Below are 6,741 nucleotides of genomic sequence, written 5' to 3' on the forward strand. Positions count from 1 at the left end.
CAACGTCAGGTTCACTAGCGGCCGGCCGGAAGTTGGCAAATCGCGTGGCGGATTCAACGGCCCCCGCCAACTCCCCGTTCCCACCAACGGCCACAATCGCACAATCGATGAATTCGTCTCCACGCTGGGGGCATCATCAAACACAAAAGGCGCACGCAGCGTTCCACGATAAATCCATCCCAGTAAAACGGCGAAAATAACCAAAGCCAATCCGAAGATTAGCGACCGATGTCGGTCGACAAAGTTCACTCCTGGCAGTCGGTGTTGCAAATTGTGTTGCATGTCATTTACCGTTGCAGTGCAACTCCATGATGTGCCACGAGCCACGCTTCAATTTGCGCGGTCAGCCGTGTGTCATTTTGTAAACGAGCTAATTTCAATGCGGATCGAGCTGCAGCTTCCGCCTCAGCAGCGTGTCCCACAACCGCTTCGGTCATGGCCAAATTCACATACGCTTGTGCATAATCGGGCCGCAATCGCACAGCTTGTTGATATTCCGCAATCGCGTCTTCCAGTTGACCTGACTTTGCCAGAGCATTGCCCAAGTTGCTATGCGTTTCGGGCGAATCTGGCTTCAACCGTAACGCAAGCGTGTACTGCTGGATTGCTTCGGGGAACACGCCCGATTTTGATAACACAAGGCCCAAATCGTTGCGCGCTTCGAAATAATCGCTTTTGATTTTGAGCGCCTGCTCTAATTGAATCATTGCGTTTTCCAACTGGCCAGCATTCAAATAAATGGCACCCAGATGGTAATGCGCCTCGGCGAAGTCGGGCTGATATTTAATGGCTAGTTGTAGTTGAGCGACGGCTGCTTCCGATTGGCCAAGCCGATCGAGCGACATGGCCAGGTTATGGTAAGCGTCGGCATAGTTATTTTGCAGCCGAATGGCTTTCTGAAAATGATCGATGGCTTCTGCTAATTGGCCAGAATCGTAAAAGCGCATACCCAAGTTGTTGTGAGCGATTGAACTATCAGGATTCAATTCGACGGTTCGCTCGAATTCCGCCAGTGCTTCCGACTTGCGACCAGCATCGACCAGCGCATTTCCCAGATTATTGTGAGCCAACCAACTTGCTGGGTTCTTTTGGATCGTGTCTTCGTACAGGAACATGGGACCGGCATACAGCGCGCTTTGCTGACGCGCCAAAAAGGTTAATGCCAACACAACCACACCCGTAGGGGTTACAACCGCCCAACGCAAGGAGGTTGGAACTCGGGCAAAAATGAAAGCAACCGCCGATGCGACCAGAGCGACAAGGGCAATGATTGCAATGTGTTGATAATGATCAGCGACCAACGAATGCCGCATGAAGCCTACGTCGGTAAAACCCATGACTGGCAATAATGAAATTGCAAAGAACACCCAAGCGAAAAGAGAAGATCGTGCCCAGAGAGTGCGATTCGAATTTCGTTGCCGGATAAGTATCAGCGTGACAGCGATTGCTGCTAAGCAAGGTAGCCACCAGAGCAAATTGCTTGCCTGGATATTCCAGGCTGGGTACACGAACGACAACCGAATAGGCAGCAGTGCTTTTCCCAAATAGAACCAAACCGCGGCACCGGCGCCACACATACGCTGCCAAAAATTTACATCGCGAATAATTTCGCCTGATCCTTGCCGCTGAAACCAAATATCGACCCACGACAATACTGCGGAGACTGCAAAGAATGGTGCGCTACACAGGAGGTCTTGCAACTTGACTCGTCCGTGTCGCCACCAAGTCAACAACAACAATACGATGGGGAAAATTGCGACCGAGCCTTTGCTCAGCATCGCCAACACGAACGCGCCCAGACTCATTCCATACCACCTACCAAAAGCTCCACGCGGCACCGCATGCTGGACTGCGTTCGTGGTTGAAGTGTTGCTCGCAAATTTTCGCTCAGCAGCCAGCCATAGTAGAAGCGACAGCAAACCGAACATTAACGCTAACACATTTTTGCGCTGGGCAATCCAGGCGACGCTTTCCACATTGACCGGATGCACTGCGAACAACAAACCAGCTAGAAATGCCCCCGGAATCCCCAGTCGCTTCAGCACCAACCACACGAGAAGCGAATCAATCATGTGCAACAGCAAATTTGTGAGATGGTACCCAGTGGGGTTCATTCCCCACAGCCGCCATTCCAGCCAGAGCGTAGAGTTGGTGACGGGCCAGTAATCCGCCGGCTGTTTACTAAACCAAAAACGGTATAGACCGTTAGGAGATTGAATTATCGAATTGTGAGTCAATAGTAGATCGTCGTCCAATACAAAATCTCCATGGCGTGCCGGCCAATAAGCGACGAGTACCGCAGCGCAAATCAACAAGCTCCCTAACATGCTAAATTGCGCAGCAGAGGGATTGAATGAGATTACGTGCCGGGCCGGAACAGCCGGGTGCAGCGCGTCAAATTTGTCGGCTGGCATGCAAGCGAACAGCAGCATGAGGAAAATGAATCGGTATTTGGGCCGCCGACGATACCCCAAAAACCGAGCCAACCGAAGACCAATTTCCGGCGAAAAAGAACTCCTGAGTGGGAAATCCAATCAATTGCCGGGCGGAGCGATAGCAAACAGCAGATTGCGCGTTGAGATATACAGCACCCCATTGGCAACAATCGGAGTGCTATAAATGCTGGAGCCCATGTTGATGCCATCCGGCTTACCGTCGGAGTTTTTGCTGAGCAGTTCCTTCGTTTTTCCGAATTTGAACACCAACATGTCGCCGTCTTCGTTGCCGATGAAAATTTTCCCATCTGTAATTAAAGGCGAAGCCCAACTGGCGGCCAGCATGTCGTGCGTCCAATAGCAATGGCCGGTTTTGGCATCGAGACAATGAATGATTCCACAAAAATCGGCAACGACCAAAATATCATCTTTAATGGCTACGGTGCCGCAAGTGCGGTGCATGGTTTCTTCGGGATCGAGCTTGCCATTTTTGTTGAGATCTTCCCCTTCGTAATGCCACACGCAGGCGGAATTGGAATTGGCGCGCGTAAAATCACCATCGGCTTCTACCGCAGCCTGATTTCTTTTGTGCGGGATGGGCTTGGTCGGATCGGCCGAATTGAACACCAATTCCGGACTCACGTCGCCGCGCTTGGTGGGATCGATGCACCATAAATGTCCGTTTCCTTCACCATGTTCGGGATCTTCTCCCACACCGATGTAGACTAGCCCCTTATAGACCACGGGAGTAGCAATAATGTGATTGCGATCAGCACGATCCAGCGTGTATTTGGATTTCTTTGGATTACAATCGAATTTCCACAAAAGAGTCGGTTTGCCGCTGGTTGTACGCGGATCAAAACTGTAAACCCAACCGTCGCCGCAACCCAAAATCGCCTGGGGTTGGCCGTCAATGACCGCGTACGTAGGCGATGACCACTGGCCGTGCAGCACATTCGGACCAGGGGAGTTATCAGTCCACAGGACTTTGCCGGTATTTTTATCGACCGCAATAAACGTGGGGGCATAAGGTGCCGGCAGGTTGATGTGCGCTTCGTCCACGCCGTTGCCGGTATTCACAAACAGCACATCACCTGCCGCGGTAATGGAGCAGTTTGACATATTGTGTTGTTGCGTTCCCAGTTGCTTCATCATGTCGAGCACCCAAATTACATCGGCTTCCTGATCTTCTTCCCACACGGCGTTGGGATTTTTCTTCTGTGCCATTTCCTTTTCATTCTTCACCGGCCCGACGTTTTTACCGCCGCGCAAGCCGTCGGTGCTCAAGCAGCGCACTTCGCCTCGGTTGGAGACATACCACAGTCGGTTGCCTTCGACCAGCGGAGCGCTGCACACCCCTTCGTCAGGCCAATCGTTCACACGGCCGGTGGGAAGTTTTTCGTTGCTGTCTTGCCACAAAAACTGACCGGTTTTTTCATCGAAGCAAAGCAGCACACCCAAATCGATATCTGTCGGATAGCGCTTCAAATAGGCGTGACCATTGTTTGTTCCCACGTATACATGACCATTCGCGACCACGGGATTGCCGTAGCTTTTGAAGCCCAGCGAGGCAACCCACTTGATGTCCTTGGCTCCTTTGTTTTTCCATGCGCCGCTGTCGGGATCGAATTCACCGGGATCCCAATCTGCAGGAATATTTTTGGCTTCGGGTGTGTTGTTGCGAATCGAGGAACCGCCCCACATGCTCCAATCGTTCGGTCCAACGCCTACAACTTCCGCTGCGTATTTTGCATAACCTTCGACGCCAGCCAATTCTCCCTCGGTTTTTTTAGCCTGCGTGCCGAGGTTCATGCCAACCGCTCCGCTTCCGCTGGAATTTGAAGTAGAAGAAGCGGCAAGAACGTTGATCGACGGCGGTGTTCTTTCCGGCGATGTGGTTTGACCAGAAGCCAGCGAATGTAAGAACGCTGTTCCCAAAGCCACGGCCGTGGAAAGAAATAACAATGCCCATCGCACACCGAATTTCAAAATCGTCACAAACCTTCTCCTCTTCGTTTCATTTCGTTGGCAGATCGCCGGATTTAGTCTTTGAATTTTTTATGCCGCCGGACTGCGACGATTCGTTCGACACTACGCTCACGTTGTCAATGTAAATCTCCGAAATGGTCGATTGGCCGAAGAGGCCTGGGCTGCCTTGCAAATTCGGCACATCATCGACGGCCTCAATAGTCCATTTATCGGGCTCTGGATCACTCCGCGACCATACTTTGCCCTTTAATATCGCTTTCCCGTCTTTCGCGCTAGCAGAAAATTTCATCGTGTACCATTTATCCCCCTGCCAATGGAACGGAATGGTTTTAGAAAACCGCCGCGCCACTTGTGGCGGCCACGATCGAATTTGTAATTGTTGGCTGTTACCCATCATGTCGAGCGTGTAGCGCTGGGCGATCAAGCCCATATCTGGCAAACCCATGACTGGGTTTTCGGCTGCTTCAGCCGGATTAATTTGTGCGGCACTCGGCGTCGCATCAGATTTTGATGTCGAGGAGTTGGCATCAACCGATGTTGCAACAACATTGCCGGCTGCCTGCGGTTTATACTGTCCACACAAATCGGCCTGGACGGTGTAATCGTGCATGTCATCAGGGCCCATCCAGCTTTGGCTTCGTGTGCCTTTAGGAATGGTGGTAATCTTCACCATTACCTTGTCATCGTCTTTTTCAATAATTTTGTGCCGGTATCGCGCGCCGATCCAGGTCAGCGGTGCTTCCCCCGATTTTGGCGCCGTTGGGTTTTTGGAGTCGGGCATCAAAGGGATGTCGTTAAAATCCCACTTCCATGGAAGCGGCGGGATGACGCGCACCCGAGCTTGGCCAGAAATTTCGCCAACTTGGGCGGTGACAATTGCACCGGAATGCGCGGGACCTAAGGGTGCGGTGTACACGCCATTGGCATCGAACGAGCCCGGCCCGTTTAATTCCCATTTCGATTTTTGACTTACTGCCGGATTATTGGCCGGCAACTCTTGTCCGCGATCGTTAAACAGTCGCACATGGAACTGCTGTTTTTGTCCTGGTTTCAGCACCAATTCACCGGGAGTAACTTGCACCCAGGCAGCTTTGTCAGTTTCGGAAGCTGCCGATGGCTGTTCTTTTGGCGCGGGTGGAATCGGCGTTGCTTCCGGCTTCACGTTTGCCTTGCCCAAGCAATACAATGCGGCGCCAGTGGGCAAATAAATCTTGCCGTGCGATACGGTAAGCGATCCGCTGACTTCATCCTGATCGGGCAACCGCATTTTGGATAGAAACTTCACACCATTTTCTGTCGGCTGCATGACATGCCAAGCGGTGGTTGAGCAAAGATAGATTTTTCCGTCAGCAAATAAGGGAGTAGCTCGAACAATGGTGCCGATTAGCTTAACCGGTTTAGCGCCGATGAGTTTTCCCGTGCCTGCGTCAGCAATATATAAGTTGCCAGAATCATCGGCGCTGTAAACCCGTCCGTTGACAACTAGCGGTGAAGATTTACTGGCGAGATCCTTGAGAACGTGCCAGACTTCGTTAGTTTTAGTAATATTTCCGGTGCCTGTTCCGCGAAAACAGACCAGTTCTCCCGCAGTGACGTTGTCTAAATTTTCTTCCCCCTGCGTCATATACACTTTGTCGCCAACTACGGTGGGTGATGAATTCAATCCCCGGCGCGACATTCGAAAAAACCACAAGGGCTTTCCTGTGCGGGGCTGAAATCCCCACACCGCCCCGTCGGCGGAGCCGAGCACCATAATTGCTTGCCCCTCAATCACTGTGAAAAATGGCGTACTGTAAACGGTATCTTCGGGCTTAGGATTCGTACTGGCGAACCAGCGCACCTCGCCGGTGTTTTTGTCCATAGCCAGAATTCGATGCGCCGGCACTGCAGTCTCTCCCCAACCGACCATGACACCGTTTGCGATAACTAAATCTTCGAACAATGCTGGGGAATGTGTGCGCCCGCCATACGGACTTACCATGCCGAACTCCTCACCCAGGGAGCGCGACCAAATAGTTTTACCTGTTTCGCCATCAATACACGAGAAATATCCGTTCACACCTTGCGAGTAAATGCGGCCGGTTTCCGGATCGCCGGCTAGATTGCTCCATCCGACTCGTTCTGCCGGTACATCGGAAAGAAATACATTCCATTTATTCTCCCAAAGTGGATCGCCCGTGTTGGCGTCAAGACAAATTACTTCTTCCTGTTCTTGTTTGGTGTCAGGCTTATACCGCACCTGTGTGTAAACTTTGCCATTCAGAATAATTGGCGAAGAAATGCCGGCCGCTTTTGATTGCTTCCAAAGGACATTCTG

The 6,741-nt window shown here is 51.7% G+C and carries 4 protein-coding genes; all 4 read right to left on the reverse strand.

The window, feature by feature from the left end:
• Positions 1 to 282 (reverse strand): hypothetical protein (locus VFE46_20200; protein ID HZZ30332.1); only part of this gene is annotated, 282 nt, incomplete at its 3' end.
• A 5-nt stretch (positions 283 to 287) separates the two neighbouring features.
• Positions 288 to 2,432 (reverse strand): tetratricopeptide repeat protein, encoded by a 2,145-nt coding sequence (locus VFE46_20205; protein ID HZZ30333.1) that lies wholly within the window; start codon positions 2,430 to 2,432, stop codon positions 288 to 290.
• Positions 2,433 to 2,534: 102 nt separating this feature from the next.
• The gene (locus VFE46_20210; protein ID HZZ30334.1) at positions 2,535 to 4,433 is read right to left on the reverse strand and encodes a PQQ-binding-like beta-propeller repeat protein; all 1,899 of its coding nucleotides are present in this window, start codon (positions 4,431 to 4,433) and stop codon (positions 2,535 to 2,537) included.
• Positions 4,434 to 4,452: 19 nt separating this feature from the next.
• Positions 4,453 to 6,741: PQQ-binding-like beta-propeller repeat protein (locus VFE46_20215; protein HZZ30335.1), on the reverse strand; the 2,289-nt coding region annotated here is incomplete at its 5' end.

The organism is Pirellulales bacterium (assembly GCA_035656635.1).
GTDB lineage: Bacteria > Planctomycetota > Planctomycetia > Pirellulales > JADZDJ01 > DATJYL01.